The following is a 22,591-nucleotide window of genomic DNA, read 5'->3' as shown; positions in this document are numbered from 1 at the left end:
TGGTGCCGCTGAAGATCCGGGGCGTGCAACCGGTAGAGAGCCCCACTGTCGATCTCGACGAGTATGTCCCACTTACCGCTCAGTGGCCGGCCTACTCGCGCCTTCGACAGGCGCCAATCTCCATCACACTGGACGTGGGAGCATCCCTAGTTGAGATCAAGACTGACCAGGACAGTGGTGAGGTGGTGGAAGTCATCCTCGTTGACCTCGTCAGGCCGGAGGAGAAAGTGCTCCCCTTGCCCGTTCCCACGACTGTGGATTCCGGCGTGCCGGTACTGTCGTACGACGAGTCAGCACAGGATCCCTCAGCAGGTGGAGTTCAGCTGTACACAGACGGCCTGTGTCTTCGCTTTGGGCCGGAAAGCGTGGCACGGGGTGTCGGTGACTCGACGGCAGTCTTCGGCTTCTCGGACCAGGGCAACCTGGCCGAGTTCGTCCTACGGCTGAGTCCTCCAGACATCACTCGGCTGCGAGCCTGTTTGGCTTCCGGCTAGGGTAGATACCAATAAACGACAGGGGCGGCGGTTACCATCGGGTGACCGCTGCCCTTCCAGCTGCGGCGGTATGTGTGAGTGCCGTACCGGTCCGGTCAGCGCGGTTGCCTGGTGGGGACTTCGAGGTGGATGATCTGGGCGTCTGCGTGGATGCGTCTGGTTTCCACGAGCCTGGAGTTTCCCCTTGATCGTGGACACCTGGAGACTGGGGAATGACGTTCCAGAGGAAGTAGCACCAGGCGGGAAGCAAGTACACGAAGCGGTACACAGCGGAGCGTGGACTACGGGGCCTTCCCCGTAATCGTGGACACCGGTTGTCATGCGGCGGTGGCCGGCGTAGTTGATCGCTGTTCGTAGGTGATCGGGCTGATCTGGCCGAGCCGGGAGTGCCGTCGGCGGGTGTTGTAGCGGGTCGCCCAGCGGCAGACGGCGAGGCGGGCCTCGCTGGCCCCGTTCCACCGCTTGCGGCCTGGGAGCGTCTCGCGCTTCATGGTCGCGTTCAGACTCTCCGCGGCGGCGTTGTCCGCACTTGTGCCGACCGCGCCGCGCGATCTGGTCACGGCCAGCTCCGAGCAGACCTGGGCGAACTCCTTCGACACATATTGCGCTCCGTTGTCGCTGTGAAATACCGCCCCGCGCAGACCGTCCCCGCCGCGGGCCCTCGCTGCGGCCCTGAGCGCGTCGGTGACCAGCGAGGTCCGCATGTGATCGGCGATCTACCAGCCCGTCAGGCGTTTCGAGCACGGGTCCAACCCCGTTGCCAGATAGAGGAATTGGCCGTTGCCGATCGGGAGAGGGTGTGTCCAGTAGACGGCTGATCCAGTTTTTGTAGGGGTCAGTTGGCGGCCGGGGTCAGCCGGCCTTCGAAGGCGATCTGGAAGGCGTTCAACGGTGCCTTGCTGCGCATGGTCCACCGCTTGCGGCCCTTGCCGGTCGGGTCCAGGCTCATCAGCGCCATGTAGACGCACTTGAGGGCCGCGGCTTCGTTGGGGAAGTGTCCGCGGGCCCGGACGGCCTTGCGGATGCGCGCGTTGACGGACTCGATCGCGTTCGTCGAGCAGATCACCTTGCGGATCTCCACGTCGAAGGAGAGGAAGGGCATGAACTCGGCCCAGGCGTTCTCCCAGAGCCGGATGACCGCCGGGTATTTCTTGCCCCAGGTTTCCTGGAACTCGCCGAACCGCTCGGCCGCGGCGGCCTCGTTCGGGGCCGTGTAGACGGGCTTGAGCGCCTTGGCGATCTTGTCCCAGTCCTGTCGGGCCGCGTGCCGGAAGCTGTTGCGCAGCAGGTGAAGCCGTCAAAAAATAACGCGTTGCTTCGCGAGTAGGTCTCGTTGATGTGGTATGCGCATATCCGACGAGGTCCGTGGCCAGCTGGCGCGGCGGTTCGAGGTCCTGCTGCCGCATCTGAACGAGCGTCAGCAGCGGCTGGCATTGGCGACCGAGGCCCGGTTGCTCGGCCACGGAGGTGTACGCCTGGTCGCGCGGGCGGCCCGGGTCAGCGAGACGACGGTCCGCAAGGGCGTGTTCGAGCTCGAGGGCGGGGTCGAGCCGTTGCAGGAGAGTCGTGTCCGGCGGCCCGGCGGTGGCCGGATGCGGGCCGAGGCCGTAAACCCGCAGTTGGTTCCGGCGCTGATGGCACTGGTGAAGCCGGACGAACGCGGTGATCCGATGTCGCCGCTGCGTTGGACGACGAAGTCGCTGCGGAACCTGGCCACCGAGTTGTCCCGGCAGGGACATCGCGTGACCGCGCCCACGGTGGGCCGCCTCTTGAAGAAGCAGGGGTTCAGCCTGCAGGGCACCGCCAAGACACTGGAAGGCGACCATCCCGACCGGGACGCGCAGTTCCGTTACATCAATGAACAGGTCAAAGAGCACCAGGCCGCGGGCGAGCCGGTGATCAGCGTGGATGCGAAGAAGAAGGAACAGATCGGGCTGCTGCCGATGGCCGGACAGGAGTGGCGGCCGGCCGGAACGCCCGTCGAGGTTGAGGATCACAGTTTCTTCGCCGGCCCGCACGTGGAGTCGGTGATTCCGTACGGGATATACGACATGACCGCGAACACCGGCTGGGTGAACGTCGGGACCGACCACAACACGTCCGCGTTCGCGGCCGCCTCGATCCGCCGCTGGTGGCAAGCGCGCGGACAGCACGACTACCCCGCAGCATCCAGGCTGCTGATCACCGCGGATGCCGGCGGGTCCAACAGCTACCGCTACCGGCTGTGGAAGGCCGAGCTGGCCGCGTTCGCCGCCGAAGCCGGCCTGACGGTCACGGTCTGTCACTTCCCGCCGGGTACTTCAAAATGGAATAAAATTGAGCACCGGTTGTTCTCACACATCACCATGAACTGGCGCGGCAGACCGCTGACCAGCCACGAGGTCGTCCTCAACACGATCGCCGCGACCGCCACCACCGACCGGTCCAGCCCCTCACGCCATACCGGCACCTGTGACCTGGGCTTCGCGGCTCTTGCCGCTGACGACGTCTGCTCGGCCCGTCCGCCGGAGGCCGGCACTGTCCGGCCGACCTGGTTGTGGCCCTGCTCGGTCTCCTCGACCGGGTCCAGCACCTCGCCGACCCGCACACGGGCGATGGCCCATTCCTTCCAGTCCCGCTCGGCCAGAGCCAGCTCGGCCTGGATCCGGTCGGCCTCCTCCCGCAGCTCGTCCACCCGACGCCGAGCAACGAGCTCGCGCTGTTCAAGCAGCCCCACGACCGACGGCATCCACGACCTCCACGGGAACGGCGACACGACAGGGCACCACTCCCACAGGATCACCAGCCTATGCCTGACCAGCGGAAACACAGCCCTCAAGCCCGGAAAGACAGCAGCGTCTAAATCAAATGCCCACTCAGGGTCGAACGTCAGTCGGCCCACGTGACCACCTGACCGCGTTCATCCAGCCGGGTTTGCAGTTTGCCGAGCTCGATGCCTTGGACGTCGGCCTGTTCACGCAGGGACTGCACTGCAGCGACCGCAGCGGATTCGGCCAGGACGCAGAACACGGGTTCCATGCGAGTTGCCGCATATGCGATGTGTGTAGCCGATAGGCAGACTGGTACCAGCAGGTTGCCGCACTCGGACTGCTGCGGGGTGATGGCGCGATAGGAAACAGGGTAGGGTCGACCAGTGCCCATGTGCCCGCCGATGAACATGTCGCCCTCGGTCGCCACGCCAAGTCGGCCGGTCTGGGGATCGGTATGCGGAATGCGACGCGTTGGATAGACATCCACGCCGAAAAGCGCGAGTCCAATACTGTCACCAGGCTCGGTCCGGTTCAGCACGTCGTCATGCGTGAGGGTGTATCTCCCACGCAACCGCCGAGACACACGCACGTACAACTGTGGTGGCCAGCCTTCCGTTTCGGGAAAGATGTGCGCGTCCAAACCGTAGCTCGCTGTCTCCGCTCGGAACTCCTCGGGCACGGACGGATCCGTCGACAGGAAGTGGTGAAGGCCACGGAGATAGTCGATGTGGTGGCGCCACAGTCGGGATCGGACGTTCCAGTCGCCGTCTTGGTATTCGCGGCTCACCCCGAGGGGAGCATTGGTGATCAGTGATGCCCGCTGATAGTTGTACTCCTCCGAGTTGAGCCAGCCGGGGAAGATCCCTCTCAGGGCCTCGATGTTCGATCCCAGGTGTTCCACGTACCTCCTCACCAGCTCATAGTTCTCAGGGGTGTAGCCATCGGGGGCGGTGATCTCAGTCCGCCACGATGGGGCGGTCGTTACGTAGAAGCGGTAGTTGTACGCCTGCGTGTAATGATCGGCGGCCCCCACAGGCAGGCCGTGATCCGGTTCCAGCAGAGGGAGCAGTCCGCTGGTGCTGTCGCCTGGAACGACATACGGATCGATCGGTGTCCAGTTGGTGACTGTTCGCACACCGGCGACCTCTTCACCGAAGGCGTCCCGCGCTTCCCGTCCCGTGCGGTAGGGAACGCCGGCCGATGCCATCAGGTCGCCCTCGTACGAGGCATCGATGAAGACCGACGCTTCGACGACGCCATCGGGCACAGATTCCGAAGCAGGCAACGGCACACCCCACCGGTCCGGCTGTGACGTTTCCAGCTGGACTGAGGTGATGCGGTTCCCTTCCACGCTCACCGAACGCACCCGGCGTTCGAAGATGACCTCGATACCGGTGCCCTCGATCCAGTCATGAAACGCCCGCATGATGTCGTGCGGGTTGTTCCCGAGGCCGAGGATGACGTCACTGGTCAGTCCACCGACAGCGGCGGGGACCGGACAGTCCTGCAAGGGCTTGATCCCCGAGCTCAGCATGCCGCCGAGCCAACGGCCCGGCTCGATAAGAATCACCGATGCCCCCTCCTGGTGTGCCGTCACTGCGGCCACGCACCCGGCTGGGGTTCCTCCGTAGACACAAACATTGGCTTTCGTCGTCATAGTCATGCACCTTCGCAAGTTGGAGTGCGGCCGGGGATGGAAATTCTGATCGCAGACATGTACGTTTTTGCCATGGTGACGCTGGACGGCTACTTGATCGCGCCGCCCAAGAAACAGTTCAGCCGAAGTCTCGACAGCTACGACAGCTGGTGTCTGCTGCTGCCGCGCACAGGCACCTTCACCTTTGAGGTCTCCGGAGGACAGCGAGGGCAGGCGCACCTCGACGATGTCGTCATATGCCCGCCGGGAGGCTCGCTTTGGCGCCGGATGCAGACTCCGACGTCCTTCTTCCACGCTCGCTTCAACACAGAGCTGGCTCCGCCGATCGGCCTCTCGCGAGTAGTAGAACTCGATCGACTCCGCTCCGACCTCATGATGCTTGAAGCTGCCCGGACGCACGTCGATGTGATCGCCGCCCACGTGGTGACCGACATCGTCCTGATGCTGCTCCGTCAACGCGAGTTCCCCGAAGACGAGTTGGTGCGGCAGGCAACGGCGTACCTCCTGGCGAACTTCAATTCACCGGATCTGTCACTCGGTGGCCTGGCCGCTTCGCTCGACATCAGTCCAGCCCAACTCTCGCGACGTTTCCGGGCCGTCCAGAACGTCACACCCATCGCGTACCTGCGCAGCGTCCGGCTACGGAAGGCGCGGGAACTCCTCACGAAGACCGACGACACCCTGCAGGTGATCGCCGAACGCTGCGGATACCGGGATGCGTTCTACCTCAGCCGCGTCTTCAATGCCCAGACCGGTCAGTCGCCTTCTCAGTACCGGCTATCGATCATGGCTTGACCGCGCCTAGCGCCGGTACGATCGTCCCGACGACCTGATAGGCCGCTTCCAGCACCGGGCTTCCGGACAGGGTGAGGATGTCGGCTTTCAGGCCCCACCACCGGTCATGTCCATCGCCCAGGTCACGCGGGGTCCGTCTGGTGCTGCGGTGAGCGTCCACTCGTTCCTGGTTCGCCCAGGTACCGATGGTCTGCGCGGACGGCTCAAACTCCTTGGCGAGCTCCTCCGGCGTGCGGCCGGCGCGGACCAGCTCCACGATCTGGCGACGGAACTCCGGCGGGTAGGCCGGGCGTGTTCTCGGCACGATGGACTCCTCCTTGCGGGGACCAGTGTCCCCAAGCGGATGGCTGTCCACCAAACCGGAGCAACCTCAAGCACCACAATCCGCCCCGGCCAGATACTCGTAACCCTGGTCGGGCCGACCAAGACTAAGCCGACCCGCCGGAAAACAACCTAAATCACCGGTATTGCATATAGATGACGATTTCCAAAAGCATCCCAGCGGCCGGGCGCTGCGCCGACTTCCTCTCCCCGTTCCCCCGCAAGATCCACCACCGCTCCACCAGCATCGAGCCGGCCGACGCGCCCGTCGTCACGTCGGCGGGGAGGGGGCGGCATCGTCACCATCGTCAGCGAGTACGACGCCGGACCGGCCGAGCGCGCAGAGATCCTCACCCGAACCCGAGCCGGCTCCACCCGATGCCGACGAGGTCACCGTCGCGCCTCCGCCCGGTCGGTGAGCTTCGGCATGACGTCGCACGTCGGCGTACGACCTCCGTCCGGTGGGCGCTGTCGCCGGTAACCGGACCGGTGCGCTTGCCGCCATGGCGGCGCCCTCGCCTGCGGCAAGCCCCATGGGCGGGGACATCACCCCGGTGTGAACCTCACGACCTTGGCTCGGCGCGAGCCGCGGTCGACGACGGCGACTCATCGCACGGCCGCCGCAACGCGCATCGACCGTGCGATCCGTAAGACCGGATCCGAGGCTCACGAGATCCAGACCTAACTACTCCGCAACGACATCGAAACATCCACTATGTCTACTCAGCGGAGACACTGATTCATTTCAGTGAACCTGACTTCGGGAGTCATCATGACCGACAACCTCGACCTGGCCGCCCTCTGTGAGGCCAGCGGCACCAAGTTCCTCCTGGCGCTCTTCGTCGACCTCAACGGCAAGCCGTGTGCCAAGCTCGTGCCTGTCGAGGCTGTCGACGAGTTGGCGACCGAGGGCGTCGGCTTCGCCGGGTACGCCGTCGGCGCGATCGGGCAGGAGCCCAAGGACCCCGACCTGATGGCGATCCCGGATGTCGCCTCGTTCACGCCCGTCCCGTTCGTCAAGGAAGGCCTGGCGATCGTCCACTGCGACCCCCACGTGAAGGGCGAGCTGTGGCCCTTCGCTCCCCGCGTGATCCTCAAGCAGGTCGTCGCCAAAGCGGCCGCCGCCGGCTTCGCGCCCTACGCCGGCGCCGAGGTGGAGTACTTCCTCCTCAAGCGCGACGCGGCGGGCGCCGTGGTCCCGGCGGACAGCGACGACGTCGCGGCCCAGCCGTGCTACGACGCGCGTGGCGTCACCCGGATGTATGACCACCTGACCTCGATCAGCACCGCGATGAACCAGCTCGGCTGGGGCAACTACGCCAACGACCACGAAGACGGCAACGGCCAGTTCGAGCAGAACTTCCAGTATGCCGACGCCCTGACGACAGCCGATCGAGTCATCACCCTCCGCTACCTGCTGAGCGTGCTCGCCCAGGAGCGGGGCATGATCGCGACCTTCATGCCGAAGCCGTTCGCCAACCGCACCGGCTCCGGCCTTCACCTCCACCTCTCCCTGCGCGACACCGCGACCGACGCCCCGGTCTTCCCGGCGAGCAGCGGGGGCGACGAGGACTCGGTCGGTCTGGGGCTGTCGAAGACGGCGTACTCCTTCGTCGCCGGCATCCTGGAGCACGCGACCGCGCTGCAGGCGGTCATCGCACCGACGGTCAACTCCTACAAGCGGACCGGCGCGGTCGCCTCCAGTGCGAGCGGTGCGACCTGGGCACCCAAACTGCCGACGTACGGCGGCAACGACCGGACCCACTACGTGCGCATCCCGGACAACCAGCGCATCGAGCTGCGCGGCGGCGACGGCGCGGCCAATCCGTATCTGGCCATCGCCGCGGCCGTGGACGCCGGCCTCGACGGCATCGCCGGCGGCCTCTCCCTCGGCGAGGTCGGTACCGGTCCCGAGACCCCGTTCCCGCTGACGCTGCTGCACGCCGTCGAGGCCTTCGAGGCAGACGACATCGTCAAGGGAACCCTGGACGTCGCGGGCCCGGGGGTCGCCGACTACTTCGCGAGCCTGAAGAAGGACGAGTTCTTCGCCTACCACGCTGCCGTCTCCGGCTGGGAGCACGACCGCTACCTCACCGCCTTCTGAGGCCCCGTCACTTCCCCGAGAAAGGGACTCAACCCATGTGTGGAATCGTCGGGTTGCACCTGCGCAGCCCCGAGCTCTACTCCCGGCTCGGTGAGCTCCTCACCGGGATGCTGTGCGAGATGGAGGACCGCGGCGCGGACTCGGCGGGCATCGCCGTCTACGGCAACGAGGACTGGTCGCCGCGCGGCAGAGGCTCGGTCTCACTGATCGACATCGAGGTGTCCGGCGAGACGGTCGCGGCGGCGCTCGGCGCCGAAACCGGCACTGAGGTGACGGCCATCACCGTCGACAACGTGGTGCTCGCCAGCGCCTACGTCGACTCGGAGGTGCTGCTGTCCGCCGCGAAGAAGGCCTATCCGCACGTCCTCATCGGCGGCTTCGGCGAGGACCTCGCCGTCCTCAAGGGCGTCGGCGCCCCCCGGGCGCTGGCCGAGGGCTGGGGCCTCGCGAAGGCGCAGGGCTGGCAGGGCGTGGGCCACACCCGGATGGCGACCGAGTCGGCGGTCACGTCGGCGGGCGCGCACCCCTACGCCGTGGGCCCGGGCGAGTGCCTGGTGCACAACGGCTCCTTCTCCAACCACGCCACGATCCGCCGCGACCTGCGGGCCGCCGGCGTCGAGTTCGACTCCGAGAACGACACCGAGGTCGGCGCCCGCTTCGTCGCGCACCAACTCGCGGAGGGCAAGGGCGTCGACGAGGCGCTCACCGACCTGACCCGGACCTTCGACGGTTTCTACACCCTGCTGGTCTCCAACCGCGACAGCTTCGCGGTCGTCCGCGACGCCATCGCCTGCAAGCCGGCCGTCATCGCCGAGACCGACGACTGGGTGGCGATGGCGTCAGAGTACCGGGCCCTCGCCCACCTGCCCGGCGTCGAGAACGCCCGGATCTGGGAGCCCGAGCCCGAGGTCATCTACCACTGGAACCGTCAGGAGGTGTCGGCATGAGCTCCGCCGACGAGGCAGTGCCCGCGTTCGACCTGAGCACCACGCCCCTGCGCGAGGTCAACCAGGCGCTCCACGCCGCGGGCCTCGAAGGTGAGTACGTGATCGAGAACCCCCGCGGCGCCCACAACGTGCCCGTCGGCCTCGACGCGCCCGTCAAGGTCACCGTCAACGGTCACCTCGGCTACTACGCCGCCGGCATGAACCAGCAGGCCGAGATCGTCATCAACGGCAACGCCGGCCAGGGCCTGGCCGAGAACATGATGAGCGGCACCGTCCATGTCACGGGCTCGGCCTCACAGTCGGCCGGAGCCACCGGCCGCGGCGGTCTGCTGGTCATCGACGGCGACGCCGGCGCCCGCTGCGGCATCTCGATGAAGGGCATCGACATCGTCGTCGGCGGCGACGTCGGGCACATGAGCGCCTTCATGGCACAGAAGGGCCGCCTGGTGGTCCGCGGGGACGCGGGGGACGCGCTCGGCGACTCGCTCTACGAGGCTCGCATCTACCTGCGTGGCATCGCCAAGTCGCTCGGGGCCGACTGCGTCGAGAAGGAGATGCGGCCCGAGCACCTCGAGGAACTGGCGGGCCTGCTCAAGACGGCCGGTTTCGAGGACGATGACCCGGCGTCGTACAAGCGCTACGGCTCGGCCCGCACTCTCTACCACTTCACCCACGAGAACGAGTACTGAGGCAGGATCCGATGACCCTCACCTCCGATGACCGGGCCCGGCTGGGCCTGCGCGAGTCCGCGACCTTCGACCGGGCCACCATCGCCGCGATCCAGCGTGCCGCCGAGACCGGCATCTACGACATCCGCGGCTGGGGCGCCAAACGCGCCCTGCCTCACTTCGACGACCTGCTCTTCCTCGGCGCCTCGGTGTCGCGCTACCCGCTGGAGGGCTACCGCGAGCGGTGCGGCACCGACGTGGTGCTGGGCGCGCGCAACGCCAAGTACCCCCTCCGACTCGACATCCCGGTGACGATCGCCGGCATGAGCTTCGGGGCCCTCGGAGCAGGCGCCAAGGAGGCCCTCGGTCGCGCGGCCTCGGCCACCGGCACCTCCACGACCACGGGCGACGGCGGCATGACCCCGGAGGAGCGCGGCCACTCCAAGACGCTGGTCTACCAGTACCTGCCCAACCGCTACGGCATGAACCCGGACGACCTGCGCCGTGCCGACGCCATCGAGATCGTCCTCGGCCAGGGCGCAAAGCCGGGCGGCGGCGGCATGCTGCTCGGCCAGAAGGTCTCCGAGCGGGTCGCAGGCATGCGGGACCTGCCCGCCGGCATCGACCAGCGCTCGGCCTCGCGCCACCCCGACTGGACCGGCCCGGACGACCTCACCATCAAGATCAACGAGATCCGCGAGATCACCGACTGGGAGAAGCCGGTCTACGTCAAGGTCGGCGCCTCGCGCACCTACTACGACGTCAAGCTCGCCGTGCACGCCGGCGCGGACGTCGTGGTGGTGGACGGCATGCAGGGCGGTACCGCCGCCACCCAGGACGTCTTCATCGAGCACGTCGGCATCCCGACCCTCGCCGCCGTTCCGCAGGCGGTGCAGGCGCTCCAGGAACTCGGCGTCCACAAGAAGCCGGACGGCGTCCAGCTCATCGTCTCCGGCGGGATCCGCTCCGGGGCCGATGTCGCCAAGGCGCTCGCCCTCGGTGCCGACGCCGTCGCCATCGGCACCGCCGCCCTCATCGCGCTGGGCGACAACGACCCGAAGTACGCCGCGGAGTACGAGAAGCTCGGCTCGGCGGCCGGGTTCTACGACCAGTTCCAGGCGGGCCAGGACCCCGCGGGCATCACCACCCAGGACCCGGAACTCCAACAGCGGCTCGACCCGGTCGAGGGCGGCCGCCTGGTCGCCAACTACCTGCGGGTACTCACCATGGAGGCCCAGACGATCGCCCGCGCCTGCGGCAAGGCCCATGTCACCCACCTCGAACCCGAGGACATGGTCGCCACCTCCATCGAGGCGGCCGCCATGGCCCGCGTCCCGCTCGCCGGTACCTCCTGGATCCCGGGGCGGGGATTCTGATGGCGACGAAGGCAGTGGTCGTCGGAGGCGGCCTGATCGGACTCTCGATCGCCCGGGCACTGACGCAGCGCGGACTCACCGACGTGCTCGTCCTGGAGCGGCACCAGCTCGCCGGCGGCGGCACCGGCAAGTCCAGCGGGATCGTACGCGCGCACTACGGTGTGCCCTCGATCGCCGCGATGGCGTGGCGGAGCACGCCGGTCTTCGAGGAGCTCGGCGACCGGGTCGGCTTCCGCCAGGTCGGCTACACCGTCATCGTCGGCGAGGAGAACGCCGAGCCGCTCAGGGCCAACACCGCCATGCACCAGGGCCTCGGCATCGACGTCGACCTGATCGACAACGACCGGCTGGCCGAGCTGTGGCCGATGATGGAGGTCGGCGACGTCGCGCTGGCGTCGTACGAACCGCATGGCGGGTTCGCCGACGCCACCCAACTCGCCCTGCACTACGGGCAGGTGGCCCGTGAGCAAGGCGCGCGCATCCGGCAGAACACCCCCGTCGCCCGCATCCTCACCTCGGGCGACAAGGTGACGGGTGTCCTGCTCGACGGCGGTGAGGTGGTCGATGCCGATCTGGTCGTCGTCGCCTCGGGCTGGTGGTCGGCGAAGTTGCTCACCGACCTCGGAATCGACTTCCCGGTCGAGGCCTACCGCTCGGAGCTCCTCATCGTCGAGGCCGGCGAGCCGCTGCCGAACCTCCCGGTCGTCTCCGACCTGGTGAGTCTGCAGTACTGCCGGCTGGAGGGTGCGGGCCAGTTCCTCGTCGGCAACAGCGACCACGCTGACTTCCAGAAGAAGTTCGTCGACCCCGACAACTACTCCAACATCGCCGACGAGGCCAGTATCGAGAAGTACGCGGAGAAGCTGATGCACCGCTTCCCGGGCTTCCCCGACCCGTCGGTCACCCACACCTACGCCGGCGTGTACGACGTCCCGCCGGACTGGAACCCCGTGATCGCCCCGGTCGGAGGCATCGACGGCCTGATCCTCTCCGCCGGCTTCGCCGGTCATGGCTTCAAGATCAGCCCGGCCGTGGGCGACCTCGTCGCCGACCTGGTGTTCGAGGGCGACAGCACCGACCCCGACATCCCTGCCTCGGACTTCCGCCTCGAACGGTTCGCCGAGGGCAAACCGCTGAGCAGCCTGCACCCCTATGCCGGTGCCGGCGAGATGCGGTGACGTGACCGGAATGCTCGACCCCTCCCGGGTGGCCCCGACCCCCTGGCGCAACGGTGCCGGAGCCACCCGGGAACTCGCGACCGGGACAGACACGTCCGGCCGGGTCCTGTGGCGCATCAGCGTGGCCGATCTCGACCGCGACGCGCCGTTCTCGACGTTCCCGGGGCTCGATCGCCTCTTCATCGCGCTCGGCCCCCTGCGGCTGACGGTCGACGGGCGGCAACAGCGGCTCGCGGCCGGCGACCAGGCGCGGTTCGCCGGCGAGGCACCGGTCACGGTGGCCCTCGACAGGCCCACCCGGGCACTCAACGTGATGACGCGACGGGGCGCGTGCCGGGCGGAGGTGATCCTCCGGCCGGCGGCCGCCCGGCGCCTCCCGGCCGACGCCACCGTCCTGCTGGAGGAGCTGGCCGCCGCCATACGACTCTTCAAGGAACCCGATGACTGACACCGTTTCCTCCCTGCTCGCCGAAATCGCCGGCGTCGGCACGGACCCCCAGCGCGGCGGCTACACCCGGTCCGTCTACTCCGGTGCCGAACTCGACCTGCGCTCGTGGTTCGTCGCCCACGCGCAAAAGCGCGGGCTCGACGTCGAGACCGACCGCAACGGCATCATCTGGGCCTGGCACGGCGGCGTCGGGGAGGGGGCCGTCGTGACCGGCAGCCACCTCGACTCCGTCCCGGGCGGCGGCGCGTACGACGGCCCCCTCGGTGTGGCCTCGGCGCTGGTCGCCTTCGATCAACTCGCCGCCCGCGGTGTCGCCGGGCGGCGCGCGATCGCCGTCTTCCCCGAGGAGGAGGGCGCCCGCTTCGGCGTGGCCTGCCTCGGGTCACGGCTCCTGACGGGCGCGATCGACCCCGACCGGGCCCGGTCGCTGACCGACACCGACGGCGTCACCTTCGCCGAGGCGTCCCGGCGCAACGGCCTCGACCCCGTACACCTCGGCCCCGACCCCGTGACGCTGGCGCGGATCGGCACCTTCGTCGAGCTGCACGTCGAGCAGGGGCGCGGCCTCGTCGACCTGGAACGGCCGGTGGCGGTCGCCTCCTCGATCCTCGGGCACGGACGCTGGCGCATCGCCGTGTCCGGCGAGGGCAACCACGCCGGCACCACCCTCATGGCCGACCGGCGTGACCCCATGGTGGCCGCGGCACTGCTGGTGACCGAGGTGCGACGCCTCGCCCGCGCCGTCCCGGACGCCCGGGCCACCGTCGGTCGGCTCCTGCCCGTGCCCGGTGGCATCAACGTCATCGCCTCCCGGGTGGACCTCTGGCTCGATGTCCGCCATCCCGACGACGCCGTCACCCGCCATCTCGTCGACGAGATCGGGCGGGCCGCGCGCAAGCTCGCCACGCAGGAGGGATGCACCGCGGAGATGACCGAGGAGTCCTTCAGCTCCACCGTCGACTTCGATCCACGGCTGCGCGACCGGCTCGCCGACGCACTCGACGCGGCGCCGCAGCTCGGCACCGGCGCCGGCCACGATGCCGGCGTCCTCAAGGACCACGTGCCGACCGCGATGCTCTTCGTACGCAATCCCACGGGCGTCTCGCACGCCCCCGCCGAGCAGGTGGAGGACGCCGACGCCGAGATCGGCGCCGCAGCGCTCGCCGACAGCCTGGGGACACTGCTCCGCCGGTGAGCCAAAGGCACAGCCCGAGGGCGGGCGGGGAGGGCCGAGCGTGCCGCCGCGGGGAGCCCACATAATGCTTCAACACCCGCAATGCGACCCGGAAGATGACGTCGGCCGACGGGCCGGACGCCGGCACCGAGCTGTCACCGGCGCTGGGCATCAGGGCGTTCGTGGGAAGCGCCTGGTGACGGCCGGGGAGTGTATCAAGGCCGACCCGGCGGCACGTCCCGCCACGGTGGGCTGTTCGGCTGCGGCGTGATGGCTTCCCGAGGAGACTGTCGTCCACACCGGACACGGCGAGGACACCACCATCGGCGCCGAACGCGACTCGTTCCACACCCTGTCGTCACATTCCCGTCCGCCCCGCGACGGCAGGAGCCTCGAACCGTCTCTGCTGGGCTGAGGTTGCTGCCTTCCGCAGCGACCTGGATGGTGGCCTCAGTTGGTGCCGTCGGGGAAAGCGATCACGGAAAGGAAGCGGATCGGTAGGTCCACCAGGTCGACGGGGCCGTGGGCTCCCTCGCCGTCGAGGATCAGGGCGTCGCCCGGCTTGAGGCGGTAGACACTGCGTCCGTGGCCATAGTCCATCGCGCCTTCCAGCATGTAGATGAACTCGGTGCCGGGGTGCTGGAAGAGTGGATAGATCTGGCTCTTCGCGGTGAGAGTCACGAGCAGGCACTCAAGGCGCTTGTGCTCACCGCGAAGCGATCCGAGGAGCTTGTAGTCATGCCCCACCTGACTGCCGCTTCGAACGATCGGTGTGCCTCGCCCGGCCTTCACATAGGAGGCCGGGCGCTCGGCGTCCGCTCCGCGGAACAGTGACGTCACTGGAATGTCGAGGCCTTTGGCCAGCAGGGAGAGCGTGCTGAGGCTGCACGAGGTCTGGGCATTCTCGATCTTGGAAAGCATCGCTTTGGAGATACCGACCTTGGCCGCCAGGTCGGTGACCGAAAGCCCGCGCTGATGGCGCAGTTCACGCACGTTGCGGGCGATCGCTGCCTCGAGTTCGAGCGTCTCGATCGGCTCGTCGGCATGGCGGTCGCGCGCCGTGCCGACGTTGCGCAGCAGCGCGTTCGTATCTTCTCCCATAAGTACACCCTAACGTCACAGCGTCCACTACCAGTGGCCGCGGCTCAGCCGGCTCGTACCGGAACGGGAGCCGCGCCCACTGCGGTTGTCAGGCCGACGAGGCCGATAAAGATGCGGACACGGCGGCCGCCGCCTCGAAGAGTGCCCGCCGGAACAACCGCGCGGCCGGGGTGAGCGTCCGTGGTTCGGCGACGTACATCACGGTGGTCGGGCAGGAGTCGATCCGGGCCACTCGGACCGACGAGGGCATGAATGACGTGACCGACTCCGGCAGCAGCGTGAAGCCCACGCCCGCGGCGACGAAGCCGAGCGCCGTCTCCTGGTGGACGACGCGGGTCCGCACGCGGGGGAACGGCATACCGTTGAAGATCGGCCTGATCTCCGCCACAAAGCCGGGCATGTCTCTGGCGGGGAAGAAGATCAGCGGTTCGCGTGCCAGGTCCTCGGCGCTGACGAGCTCGTTCGCGGCCAGTGGATGGTCCTTCGGCAGGCAGGCGACGATCTGTTCTTCGTAGAGTCTCCTGGTCTGCAGGTCGAGGGCGCCTGCTTCGCCCCGCACGATGCCGATGTCGATCGTTCCCTCGTGCACTCTTTCCACCTGCTCGGCGCTGGTGAGCGGTACGAGGTCGATGTCGAGGTCCGGTGCCTGCTCACGGGTGCTCCGGACGGCGTGGGGCAGGATCGAGTAACTGGCCGAACTCGGGAAGCCGACCCGGAGGCGCCCTGCCCGACCGGCCGCGACTTGTTCCAGGTCTGCCGTCGCCTGGTCGACCTGCTCCAGGATCGCGACGGCGCGGCGGTAGAACTCGGCGCCCACCGCCGTCAGTTGCACGCTCCTCGTCGTCCGCTCGAACAAGGGGAAGCCGACCTCTCGCTCGATGCGCTTGATCTGGGCGCTGAGCGGTGCCTGGGACATCTGCAGACGCTGAGCGGCGCGCCCGAAGTGCAGCTCTTCGGCGACAGCGACGACGCACCGCAGCTGGCGAACCTCCATGGGGACAACCCTAAGCGATTATTTCTTGAATCGGCATAATCCGGCCTCGATTGATATTGGACATGCGTTTCCTCGGGGGATGTACTCGTGTGGTGTCCCTGGCCCGCTTCCCGTACGCGCAGAGGCCACAGGCACCGGTCGCCTTCGTGACGGTGCACCCCAGGTCCCCCAGCGAACGCATGAGGACAGCCCCGAATGATGATCACAGTACTTGTGAAGTACGTACCGGACGCGACTGCCGACCGGCAGTTCGAGTCGGACCTCACCGTCGACCGTGTGCATGTCGATGGTCTGCTCTCCGAGCTCGACGAGTACGCCGTCGAGCAGGCGCTTCGGATCAAGGAGGAGCGCGAGGACGAGGATGTCGAGGTCACCGCCCTGGCCGTCGGCCCCGCCGACGCGGAGGCCGCGGTCCGCAAGGCCCTGCAGATGGGCGCCGACAAGGCCGTGCTGGTCTGTGACGACGCGATCGCCGGCTCGGACGCGGTCGCCACCTCGCTGGTGCTGGCCGAGGCCGTCAAGAAGGCCAACGGCGGTGTCGTGCCCGACCTGGTCATGTGCGGGATGGCCTCCACCGACGGCGGAATGGGCGTCGTCCCGGCGATGCTGGCCGAGCGTCTCGGCCTGCCGCAGATCACCCTCGTCTCGGCTGTCGAAACCGAGGGCGACCAGGTACGCGTCAACCGCGACGGCGACATCGCGACCGAGGTCATCGGCGGCACCATGCCGCTCGTTCTCTCGGTCACCGACCAGTCGGGTGAGGCCCGCTACCCGTCGTTCAAGGGCATCATGGCGGCCAAGAAGAAACCGTTCGAGACTCTCGACCTCGCCGAACTCGGCCTGGAGGCCGGTCAGGTCGGCCTCTCGGGGGCGTGGACCACTGTCGAGGCCGCCGACGCCAGCCCGGCGCGGACGGCCGGTGAGATCGTGAAGGACGAGGACGGCTCGGGCGCCAAGGCGCTGGCCGACTTCCTCGCGTCGAAGAAGTTCATCTGAGGCAGGGGGAGTCAAAGAACAATGACTGGGATTCTGGTTCTCATCGACCACGTCGGCGGCGCTGTCAGGAAGCCGAGCTTCGAGCTGCTGACCATAGCCAGACGGCTTGGCGAGCCCTCTGCCGTCTTCATCGGCGACGCCGATCAGGCCGCCACCGTTGCCGAGGCCGTCAAGGCGTACGGCGCCGACAAGGTCTATGCGATCGACGACACCGAGATCAAGGGCTACCTCGTGGCCCCGAAGGCCGAGGCCCTGCAGCAACTCGCCGCCGCCACCGACCCGGCCGCGATCCTGCTCCCGTCCTCGGCGGAGAACAAGGAGATCGCCGGACGCCTGGCGATCAAACTCGGCTCCGGCCTGATCACCGACGCCATCGACCTCCAGGCGGGTCCCGTTGCCACCCAGTCGGTGTTCGCCGGAACCTACACCGTCAAGGCGAAGGTCACCCGGGGCACTCCGATCATCACCGTCAAACCGAACTCCGCCGTGCCGGAGGAGGCCACCGGCGCCGGCGCGCTGACACCGTTCGCGGTGACCGTCTCCGACGCCGCCAAGTCCGCCCGGATCGTGGCCTTCGAGCCGCGCCAGGCCTCGGGGCGTCCCGAGCTGACCGAGGCCGCGATCGTGGTCTCCGGCGGCCGCGGCACCGGTGGCGACTTCACCCCCGTCGAGAACCTCGCCGACGCGCTGGGCGCCGCGGTCGGCGCCTCGCGTGCCGCCGTCGACTCGGGCTGGATGCCGCATACCTTCCAGGTCGGCCAGACCGGCAAGACCGTCAGCCCGCAGCTGTACGTCGCAGGCGGCATCTCCGGTGCGATCCAGCACCGCGCGGGCATGCAGACCTCGAAGACAGTCGTTGCCGTCAACAAGGACGAGGAGGCGCCGATCTTCGAGCTCGTCGACTTCGGTGTCGTGGGCGACCTCCACACTGTCCTCCCTGCCCTTACCGCCGAGATCAACCAGCGCAAGGGGCTGAGCATGGGATGACCTCATGGAGCCGCCCTTGGTATGTCGCCAAAAGCGTCACCATCCGGTCCACTGCTTCGATGGCTGGTGCACCTTCCGGTGGGACGCGATCTGCTGTGCCGAGCCGCGCCGCCTCCTTCGCTCCGAGTCCGTCGGGAAGCTGTTGAAGCGCCGGTTCCCGACAACGGCTTCACTGTCTTCGACCCAGACTTGGACCGTCCCGACCTGGGACGCGTCCTCACCGACGGCACCCTCATCACGCTGCGGACGGGGGCCGCTATTGCGCCGATGAACGGGGGAGCGGCGATCACAGCTGCACGGTTGCGTCTGGGAAGGCGATGACAGAAGGGAATCAGACAGGAACCCGCCGGGGTGTATGCCGAGGTGTATGGGGCCGTGAGCGCCTTCGCCGTCGAGTTGGAGCGAATGACCAGGGTGCCGCGAGTTCGACCACCTCCTGTTCGGCAGCGCAGCCCGGGTACTCATGGTGGATTCCGACAGCGACAGCGTGACGCGGCGCGCGACCGAGGCTCACGCGGAGGTTGGAAGCGTGGCGCGGTGGGCCCGGGCTTCGAAGATTTCAGCGCACACTCCCAGGCCTCGCGCTGCAGTTCCTGAGCTACTACGCGCATTAGGCGCGGGAGTTCCCCTACCGCACGCGCGGGTGCGCCCGGACGGGGGCACCACCCGGATGCTGCGCGAGCTCGTCGGGGCGGTCGCGGCGATCGCGCCGTGGAACGGCTGCCCGTCTCGGCCCTCAAGCTCGGGCTGGCGCCGGCGGCTGGGTGCACGATGATCCTCAAGCCGTCCCCGGAGACCCCCTTGGGCAGCTACGTGCTCGCCGAGGTTGCCGGGGAACTGGTCGAAGGGCGCGACCCGGAGGGCCTGGCCGCCGTACTGGGCGCGGCCGGGGTGCCGTACGAACTCCTCGGCGCGCAGGAGGCTTCGGCGCGCCGGCCACAGATCCGTTTCACCGGCCCGGCGCTGTACCACCCGGACGCGGGCGTGGTGGACGCCGACGCCTCAGTAGCCGCCTGCGTGCGCCGGGCCGCGAACCCGGTGCCGATGTGATCACCCGCTGCCGGGGCGAGGGCATCGACGTCCGGGTGGTGGGCGGACGGGCGGACGGCGGGCAGGGAAGGCGCGGGTACGCACTGACGACGGCCGGGAGTTCGTCGCGGACACGGTCGTGCTCGGCTCCGGGCCCTGGCTGCCCGGCCTCGGGCTGCCCGTCGTCCTGCCGCCGTTGCGGGTGACCCAACAGCAGGTCTTCCACTTCCGGCAGCGGGATCCGGACGTGCCGTTGCCGGTGCTGGTCTCCAAGGGCGCGACCACGCAGGCTTTCGGCCTGCCGTCGGGCAGCGAGGGGGCCCGCTGCCCGCGGTCAGGGCCGCCGAGCACGACCGAGGCACCCCCACCACGGCCCGTACCTGCGACGGGGTCGTCGACCCGGCCTCGCGCACGCGCGTCAGCGGCTTCGTCCTCGGCTGGCTGCCGGGACTCGGCCCCGAGCCGGTCGCCGAGGCCGGCTGCCTCTACCGCATCACCCCCGACGAGTACTTCGTCCTCGACCGGCACAGCCCCCTGGTCATCGTGTCTCCGTGCTCGGGGCACGACGCCGGGTTCGCCCCGCTGTTCGGGGCGATGGCCGCCGACCTGGCCACGGGCCGAGCCGCATCCCCGGTTCCGGCTGAATCGGGCGGCCTGGGCAGTGACCGAAACTCGCCCTTAATTCGGCGCTTGAGCGTCCGTAACACCCGACCGGTCTACTGCAGTGAAACTTCGTTTCCTTCAGTGGGGACCCGCTGTCTGCGGGACCCGCCGATCCACTCCGCGGAGCGTGCGCATGGACACCGGAAGTACCGCCTGGATGCTCGCGAGCACGGCACTCGTCTGTCTGATGGTGCCGGGCCTCGCGCTCTTCTACGGCGGCATGGTCGCCGCCAAGAGCGTCCTCAACATGATCATGATGACGTTCGGGGCCGTGGCCCTGGTCGGCTGTATCTGGGTCGTCTACGGTTACTCGGCCGCGTTCGGCGACTCGATCGGCGGTGCCGGGATCCTCGGTGACATCACCGAGTACTTCGGCATGAGCGGCGTGATGAAGGACGACCCGAAGGCCGTCATCCCGCTCTCGGTCTTCGCCGCCTTCCAGGCGCTGTTCGCGGCCCTGACCGCCGCCCTGATCTGCGGCGCGATCTCGGACCGCATCAAGTTCGGGGCCTGGATGGCCTTCACAGGAATCTGGGTCACCCTGGTGTATCTCCCGGTCGCGCACTGGGTGTTCGCGTTCGACGGCGACAACGCCGTCGGCGGCTGGATCGTCAACAAGCTCGGCGCGATCGACTACGCGGGCGGCACGGCCGTGCACATCAACTCGGGTGCGGCGGCCCTCGCCGTGATCCTCGTCCTCGGCAGGCGCATCGGCTGGAAGAAGGAGGGCGTCGCGGAGAAGCCCCACAACCTGCCCCTGGTGATGCTCGGCGCGGGCCTGTTGTGGTTCGGCTGGTTCGGCTTCAACGGCGGCTCCGCCCTCACCTCGTCCAACGCGGCGTCCGTCGTCGTCCTCAACACCTTCACCGCGACCTGCTCGGCGATGCTCGGCTGGCTCCTCGTCGAGAAGCTCCGCGACGGCCACGCCACCAGTCTCGGCGCCGCGTCGGGCGCGATCGCCGGACTGGTCGCCATCACCCCGTCCTGCGGAGCGGTGTCGCCGGTCGGCGCGCTGCTCCTGGGTGCGATCGGCGGCGCGGTCTGCGCACTGGCCGTGGGGCTCAAGTACCGGCTCGGCTACGACGACTCGCTCGACGTCGTAGGCATCCACCTGGTCGGCGGCATCACCGGCACGCTGCTCGTGGGCATCCTGGCCACCTCCGACGCCCCGAACGGTGTTGACGGCCTGCTCTACGGCGGTGGTCTCGGCCTCCTCGGCAAGCAGGCGGTGGGCGCCTTCGCCGTACTGCTGTACTCCTTCTCCGTCACCTGGCTCATCGCGAAGGTCCTCGACAAGACCATGGGCCTGCGCGTCCGCCCCGAAGTCGAGGAGGGCGGCGTGGACGTCCACCTGCACGCCGAGAGCGCTTACGACCTCCTCCACCCCGTGGCCACCGCTCCAGCGCCCGCCGTCTCCTCGTCTCCGGCGCTCTAGTTCTGGGGTGCGGTTCGGGTGTGGGGGCGGGTTGGCCGCATACCGAGCAGGCGCCGGTCCAGGTGGCCAGGATCTTCTGTAACGCGCGGAGGACCGCGTAGAGGGTCAGGCCGGCGCAGGGACTTTTGGGTCGATCCGGAGCAGGGTGCAGAAGGCATGGGCAAGGGCGGTCAGGGTCACGTGCCGGTGCCGGCCCGGGTAGCTGCGGCCTTCGAAGTGATCGAGTCCGAGGCCGTCTTTGAGTTCGCGGTAGTCGTGCTCGGCTCTCCAGCGGATCTTGGCGATGCGGACAAGTTCGCGTAGATGGGTCTCGGCAGGCAGCGTGGACAGCCAGTAGTCGGTGGGCTCGGCTGCGTCGGGCGGCCATTCGGCGAGCAGCCGGCAGTCGGGCAGTGAGCCGTCGGCGGCTCGGCGGATGGTGCGGTTGGCCGGGCGCACGCGCAGGGCGATGAAGCGTGAGCGCATGGCGGCGTGGGGGTTGTTCTTGGTCGTCTTGGTGCCGTGGCGCCAGGTGACGGTCCGGGCGGCCTGGCGGCCGGCGGTGATGCCCAGTGTCCGCAAGGTGGTGTGTGGCTGCTGGTAGGCGACACCGGGTGGTCGGCCCTGACCGCTGTAGGCCGGACGCTGGGGAACGGCGTCGCCCGGACAGCAGGTGGTGCTGCCCTTGACCGCGACCGCGTAGACCGGGCCGCGTTCGGTCAGGCCCTGGCGGAAGCCGGTGGTGTCCCCGTAGCCGGTGTCGGCGACCACCGGCAGGTCGGGCAGTTCCCACTCCTCGCGCACCTCGTCGAGCATCTCCAGGGCCAGGCGCCACCGCTCCCGGTGCCGCACCTGGTCGGGGATGCCGGATCTCGCCCGGCGCCGCCGGATCGCCCCGGCTGGCAGCGCGTCATCACTGTTCTTGGTGCCGTCCCAGCTCTCGGGCACGAACAGCCGCCAGTTCACCGCTGCCGAGGCGCGGTCGGACACCTGATTGACGCTGACCCCTGTCTGGCAGTTGCCCCGTTTGCCCAGTGCGCCGCAGTACATCCGGGCCACCCCCGGTGAGTCGTACCCGTCCTTGGGAAAGCCCACGTCGTCGACCGCGTACGCCTCCGGCGCGATATGCGTCGCGGCCCGCCGGGCCACTCGGCGGCGGACCTCGGTGTAGTCCCGGGTCGAGGAGGACACGAACTGCTGGAGCTGCTGATGGTCCACGCCCAGGCGCTCGGCCATCGGCTGCATCGACTTGCGCTTGCCGTCCAGCATCAGCCCACGCACGTACAACTCGCCCTTGGCCCGCTGATCCCGGCGCTTGAGCGAGCCGAGCATCTCCGTGGCGAACGCCTCCAGACGCGGGCGGACATCGTCCATCTCCTCAGGTGTCACACCTGGCAGAACGGGGGTTAGCCCTTGATCGGGGACACCCTGATCATTGGATCGTGAGGATCCGAAGAACAGGAGTTCCCGTTGGGGACGTCGAAGTACTCGCCTG

The 22,591-nt window shown here is 68.4% G+C and carries 17 protein-coding genes and 6 pseudogenes; 15 read left to right on the top strand and 8 right to left on the bottom strand.

Translation table 11 applies throughout. From position 1 onward, the window contains the following. Positions 1–2 precede the first annotated feature (2 nt). Positions 3–494, top strand: a complete 492-nt coding sequence (locus ACWEKM_RS36920; RefSeq protein ID WP_451625649.1) for a hypothetical protein — start codon at positions 3–5, stop codon at positions 492–494. 317 nt (positions 495–811) lie between these two features. Here ACWEKM_RS36920 and ACWEKM_RS36915 read toward each other — a convergent pair. Then, a pseudogene (locus ACWEKM_RS36915) lies at positions 812–1,375 on the bottom strand (transposase); the annotation flags it as partial. After that, positions 1,330–1,788 (bottom strand): annotated as a pseudogene (locus tag ACWEKM_RS36910) (transposase); the annotation flags it as partial. The pseudogenes ACWEKM_RS36915 and ACWEKM_RS36910, both read right to left, overlap by 46 nt. Positions 1,789–1,837: 49 nt before the next feature. On the opposite strand from ACWEKM_RS36910, the pseudogene ACWEKM_RS36905 reads away from it, so the two are divergent. Then, positions 1,838–2,908 (top strand): annotated as a pseudogene (locus tag ACWEKM_RS36905) (ISAzo13 family transposase); the annotation flags it as partial. Here the strand turns inward: ACWEKM_RS36905 and ACWEKM_RS36900 are convergent. Both ACWEKM_RS36900 and ACWEKM_RS36895 read right to left on the bottom strand, forming a co-directional pair. Beyond that, positions 2,899–3,222, bottom strand: a pseudogene (locus ACWEKM_RS36900) (hypothetical protein); the annotation flags it as partial. The pseudogenes ACWEKM_RS36905 and ACWEKM_RS36900 sit on opposite strands and share 10 nt — an antisense overlap. A gap of 140 nt (positions 3,223–3,362) precedes the next feature. Next, positions 3,363–4,901: an FAD-dependent oxidoreductase gene (locus tag ACWEKM_RS36895; RefSeq protein ID WP_451625648.1), complete on the bottom strand. Its 1,539-nt coding sequence runs from the start codon at positions 4,899–4,901 to the stop codon at positions 3,363–3,365. 36 nt (positions 4,902–4,937) lie between these two features. Here ACWEKM_RS36895 and ACWEKM_RS36890 point away from each other — a divergent pair, with 36 nt between their 5' ends. Continuing rightward, positions 4,938–5,696, top strand: coding sequence for a helix-turn-helix transcriptional regulator (locus ACWEKM_RS36890; protein WP_451625647.1), 759 nt, complete (start codon positions 4,938–4,940; stop codon positions 5,694–5,696). Positions 5,697–5,838: 142 nt separating this feature from the next. Here ACWEKM_RS36890 and ACWEKM_RS36885 read toward each other — a convergent pair. Beyond that, positions 5,839–6,000: pseudogene (locus ACWEKM_RS36885) on the bottom strand (transposase); the annotation flags it as partial. Positions 6,001–6,789: 789 nt separating this feature from the next. Here ACWEKM_RS36885 and glnT point away from each other — a divergent pair. The 8 genes and pseudogenes from glnT to ACWEKM_RS36845 form a co-directional block, all read left to right on the top strand. Beyond that, on the top strand, positions 6,790–8,121 hold the full coding sequence (gene glnT / locus ACWEKM_RS36880) for a type III glutamate--ammonia ligase (protein WP_451625646.1): 1,332 nt from the start codon (positions 6,790–6,792) through the stop codon (positions 8,119–8,121). A gap of 35 nt (positions 8,122–8,156) precedes the next feature. Continuing rightward, positions 8,157–9,068 (top strand): glutamine amidotransferase, encoded by a 912-nt coding sequence (locus ACWEKM_RS36875; RefSeq protein ID WP_451625645.1) that lies wholly within the window; start codon positions 8,157–8,159, stop codon positions 9,066–9,068. Further along, entirely contained in the window at positions 9,065–9,757 is a 693-nt protein-coding gene (locus tag ACWEKM_RS36870) for a GltB/FmdC/FwdC-like GXGXG domain-containing protein (RefSeq protein WP_451625644.1), read from the top strand. The genes ACWEKM_RS36875 and ACWEKM_RS36870 overlap by 4 nt, the downstream gene beginning before the upstream one ends. Positions 9,758–9,768: 11 nt before the next feature. After that, the gene (locus tag ACWEKM_RS36865) at positions 9,769–11,112 is read left to right on the top strand and encodes an FMN-binding glutamate synthase family protein (RefSeq protein WP_451625643.1); all 1,344 of its coding nucleotides are present in this window, start codon (positions 9,769–9,771) and stop codon (positions 11,110–11,112) included. Then, on the top strand, positions 11,112–12,290 hold the full coding sequence (locus ACWEKM_RS36860; RefSeq protein ID WP_451625642.1) for an NAD(P)/FAD-dependent oxidoreductase: 1,179 nt from the start codon (positions 11,112–11,114) through the stop codon (positions 12,288–12,290). Before ACWEKM_RS36865 ends, ACWEKM_RS36860 begins: the two co-directional genes overlap by 1 nt. A 10-nt stretch (positions 12,291–12,300) precedes the next feature. Beyond that, positions 12,301–12,738 (top strand): HutD/Ves family protein, encoded by a 438-nt coding sequence (locus ACWEKM_RS36855; protein WP_451625651.1) that lies wholly within the window; start codon positions 12,301–12,303, stop codon positions 12,736–12,738. Next, positions 12,731–13,933, top strand: a complete 1,203-nt coding sequence (locus ACWEKM_RS36850) for an allantoate amidohydrolase (protein ID WP_451625641.1) — start codon at positions 12,731–12,733, stop codon at positions 13,931–13,933. Before ACWEKM_RS36855 ends, ACWEKM_RS36850 begins: the two co-directional genes overlap by 8 nt. Positions 13,934–13,959: 26 nt before the next feature. Further along, positions 13,960–14,197, top strand: a pseudogene (locus ACWEKM_RS36845) (S-(hydroxymethyl)mycothiol dehydrogenase); the annotation flags it as partial. A 165-nt stretch (positions 14,198–14,362) separates the two neighbouring features. Here the strand turns inward: ACWEKM_RS36845 and ACWEKM_RS36840 are convergent. Both ACWEKM_RS36840 and ACWEKM_RS36835 read right to left on the bottom strand, forming a co-directional pair. Continuing rightward, positions 14,363–15,013, bottom strand: coding sequence for a helix-turn-helix domain-containing protein (locus ACWEKM_RS36840; protein WP_451625640.1), 651 nt, complete (start codon positions 15,011–15,013; stop codon positions 14,363–14,365). 88 nt (positions 15,014–15,101) lie between these two features. After that, on the bottom strand, positions 15,102–16,007 hold the full coding sequence (locus ACWEKM_RS36835) for a LysR family transcriptional regulator (protein ID WP_451625639.1): 906 nt from the start codon (positions 16,005–16,007) through the stop codon (positions 15,102–15,104). A gap of 195 nt (positions 16,008–16,202) precedes the next feature. Here ACWEKM_RS36835 and ACWEKM_RS36830 point away from each other — a divergent pair, with 195 nt between their 5' ends. The 4 genes from ACWEKM_RS36830 to ACWEKM_RS36815 all read left to right on the top strand — a co-directional run bounded on the left by ACWEKM_RS36830 (position 16,203) and on the right by ACWEKM_RS36815 (position 21,117). Beyond that, on the top strand, positions 16,203–17,003 hold the full coding sequence (locus ACWEKM_RS36830; RefSeq protein WP_451625638.1) for an electron transfer flavoprotein subunit beta/FixA family protein: 801 nt from the start codon (positions 16,203–16,205) through the stop codon (positions 17,001–17,003). A gap of 21 nt (positions 17,004–17,024) precedes the next feature. Then, complete coding sequence (locus ACWEKM_RS36825) at positions 17,025–17,990, top strand: electron transfer flavoprotein subunit alpha/FixB family protein (RefSeq protein ID WP_451625637.1); 966 nt, start codon at positions 17,025–17,027, stop codon at positions 17,988–17,990. A gap of 711 nt (positions 17,991–18,701) precedes the next feature. After that, positions 18,702–19,040 (top strand): aldehyde dehydrogenase family protein, encoded by a 339-nt coding sequence (locus ACWEKM_RS36820; RefSeq protein WP_451625636.1) that lies wholly within the window; start codon positions 18,702–18,704, stop codon positions 19,038–19,040. Positions 19,041–19,815: 775 nt separating this feature from the next. Next, positions 19,816–21,117, top strand: coding sequence for an ammonium transporter (locus ACWEKM_RS36815; RefSeq protein WP_451625635.1), 1,302 nt, complete (start codon positions 19,816–19,818; stop codon positions 21,115–21,117). A gap of 105 nt (positions 21,118–21,222) precedes the next feature. On the opposite strand, the gene ACWEKM_RS36810 is transcribed toward ACWEKM_RS36815, so the two are convergent. Then, positions 21,223–22,485 (bottom strand): IS701 family transposase, encoded by a 1,263-nt coding sequence (locus tag ACWEKM_RS36810; protein ID WP_451625634.1) that lies wholly within the window; start codon positions 22,483–22,485, stop codon positions 21,223–21,225. Positions 22,486–22,591: the final 106 nt, after the last annotated feature.

Source organism: Streptomyces sp. NPDC004752 (assembly GCF_053601275.1).
This window is presented reverse-complemented; position numbering and strand designations above follow the sequence as displayed.

Excerpts from the sequence above, each read along its gene's own strand:
- ACWEKM_RS36895 (WP_451625648.1), bottom strand. The coding sequence starts at position 4,901 with ATGACGACGAAAGCCAATGTTTGTGTCTACGGAGGAACCCCAGCCGGG.
- ACWEKM_RS36890 (WP_451625647.1), top strand. The coding sequence starts at position 4,938 with ATGGAAATTCTGATCGCAGACATGTACGTTTTTGCCATGGTGACGCTG.
- glnT (WP_451625646.1), top strand. The coding sequence starts at position 6,790 with ATGACCGACAACCTCGACCTGGCCGCCCTCTGTGAGGCCAGCGGCACC.
- ACWEKM_RS36875 (WP_451625645.1), top strand. The coding sequence starts at position 8,157 with ATGTGTGGAATCGTCGGGTTGCACCTGCGCAGCCCCGAGCTCTACTCC.
- ACWEKM_RS36870 (WP_451625644.1), top strand. The coding sequence starts at position 9,065 with ATGAGCTCCGCCGACGAGGCAGTGCCCGCGTTCGACCTGAGCACCACG.
- ACWEKM_RS36865 (WP_451625643.1), top strand. The coding sequence starts at position 9,769 with ATGACCCTCACCTCCGATGACCGGGCCCGGCTGGGCCTGCGCGAGTCC.
- ACWEKM_RS36860 (WP_451625642.1), top strand. The coding sequence starts at position 11,112 with ATGGCGACGAAGGCAGTGGTCGTCGGAGGCGGCCTGATCGGACTCTCG.
- ACWEKM_RS36855 (WP_451625651.1), top strand. The coding sequence starts at position 12,301 with ATGCTCGACCCCTCCCGGGTGGCCCCGACCCCCTGGCGCAACGGTGCC.
- ACWEKM_RS36850 (WP_451625641.1), top strand. The coding sequence starts at position 12,731 with ATGACTGACACCGTTTCCTCCCTGCTCGCCGAAATCGCCGGCGTCGGC.
- ACWEKM_RS36840 (WP_451625640.1), bottom strand. The coding sequence starts at position 15,013 with ATGGGAGAAGATACGAACGCGCTGCTGCGCAACGTCGGCACGGCGCGC.
- ACWEKM_RS36835 (WP_451625639.1), bottom strand. The coding sequence starts at position 16,007 with ATGGAGGTTCGCCAGCTGCGGTGCGTCGTCGCTGTCGCCGAAGAGCTG.
- ACWEKM_RS36830 (WP_451625638.1), top strand. The coding sequence starts at position 16,203 with ATGATGATCACAGTACTTGTGAAGTACGTACCGGACGCGACTGCCGAC.
- ACWEKM_RS36825 (WP_451625637.1), top strand. The coding sequence starts at position 17,025 with ATGACTGGGATTCTGGTTCTCATCGACCACGTCGGCGGCGCTGTCAGG.
- ACWEKM_RS36815 (WP_451625635.1), top strand. The coding sequence starts at position 19,816 with ATGGACACCGGAAGTACCGCCTGGATGCTCGCGAGCACGGCACTCGTC.